This window comes from Rhodopirellula maiorica SM1 (genome assembly GCF_000346295.1).
Classification (GTDB): domain Bacteria; phylum Planctomycetota; class Planctomycetia; order Pirellulales; family Pirellulaceae; genus Novipirellula; species Novipirellula maiorica.
In genome coordinates this window covers 1-1336 of sequence record NZ_ANOG01000780.1, presented here as the reverse complement: position 1 = coordinate 1336, position 1336 = coordinate 1, and the positions used below count along the sequence as shown (strand labels likewise).

2 protein-coding genes are annotated in these 1336 nt (G+C 53.4%); one reads left to right on the top strand and one right to left on the bottom strand.

Annotated features, from left to right (window positions below):
• Nucleotides 1-619 (top strand): hypothetical protein (locus RMSM_RS41310; protein ID WP_040769367.1); only part of this gene is annotated, 619 nt, incomplete at its 5' end.
• A 272-nt stretch (nucleotides 620-891) separates the two neighbouring features.
• Here the strand turns inward: RMSM_RS41310 and rplK are convergent.
• Nucleotides 892-1317: a 50S ribosomal protein L11 gene (gene rplK / locus RMSM_RS25385; RefSeq protein ID WP_040769366.1), complete on the bottom strand. Its 426-nt coding sequence runs from the start codon at nucleotides 1315-1317 to the stop codon at nucleotides 892-894.
• Nucleotides 1318-1336: the final 19 nt, after the last annotated feature.

The window sequence follows — 1336 nt, the reverse complement described above, 5'->3', positions numbered from 1 at the left end:
CGAGATCCACCCGTTGCCGGTGACACCGTTTGATGAGAACGCCTTCGATGCTCGCAAAGGCGGCGAAACATGGCGAAAAGTCGGCCTGTTTCAGCCTGGATTGGCGGGGTTAGAGGGCGACACACTGTTCCTGGATCTGGATGTCGTTTTAACCGGCCCGCTGGACGACTTTTTTGCGTTTCAGCCAGGGCGGTTCTGTGTGATTCATGATTGGCTGGAGAAACGTCGTGCTTGGATCCCCGGACGCGATGGCAAAGTAGGCAACACGTCGGTCTTTCGCTTTCATCCCGAACGTCACACGCGAGTCTACCAGCACTTTTGTGATCATCAGGCCGAGGTGCTTCAGACGTTCCGTATCGAACAGCAATACGTAAGCCGAACGCTATTGGATGATCTGGCGTTCTGGCCCGAACAATGGGTGTGCAGCTTCAAACGCAGTTGCCGTCCCCTGTTCCCGTTGAATTTGATTCGTGAACCGTATCAGCCATCGGAAATGCGTGTATTGGCGTTCCACGGGTACCCGTTGCCGGATCAAGCGATTGCGGGCTATCAAGCAGGCGTGTTCAAGTCGACACTGCCGGCAACCTGGTTAAACGACCACTGGAAAGACGCCGCCTAGGTGTGGATTACTTTTCGCGAAACTCGCGAACGGCATGTTCAATTAGCCTGAATTTTAGAATGCTTCGTTTAACCGTTAGCCGATAGGCGTACGCTAACCGATGCGAGTACACCTTCGGCTGAACTGTTAAACGATTAAATCAGTTGATGTCACAAAACAAACTTAGCTCCGTCCATTTTATTGGCGGAGCTAAATCGTATTCGGTCTATCGTTAAGCCGGCTCAATCGAAACGCTTGGTGAGTTTCGCGGCGGATAGCAAGGACGAGGCTTATTAGCCTTCGACGTTGATGCCCATGCTGCGAGCGGTGCCTTGGATCATCAGAGCGGCTTGCTCGATGCTGCGGGCATTCAAGTCGGCCATTTTCTTCTGCGCGATCTCTTCGCACTGGGCGGCGGTCACGGTGCCAACCTTGTCGCGGTTAGGAACGCCACTGCCTTTGGCGATACCAGCGGCCGCTTTGAGCAGCGACGCTGCTGGAGGGCTTTTGGTGATGAACTCAAAACTGCGATCGTTGTATACCGTGACAACCACAGGAATCGGAGTGCCAGCGTACTCTTTGGTTCGGTCGTTGAAAGCTTGGACGAATTGACCAAGGTTCACACCAAATTTACCGAGCGAGGTACCGACAGGAGGAGCGGGGGTAGCTTGACCGCCAGGAACTTGGAATTTCGCGACCCCGGTTACTTGTTTAGCCATTTTTCAGTGATCAGTTAAG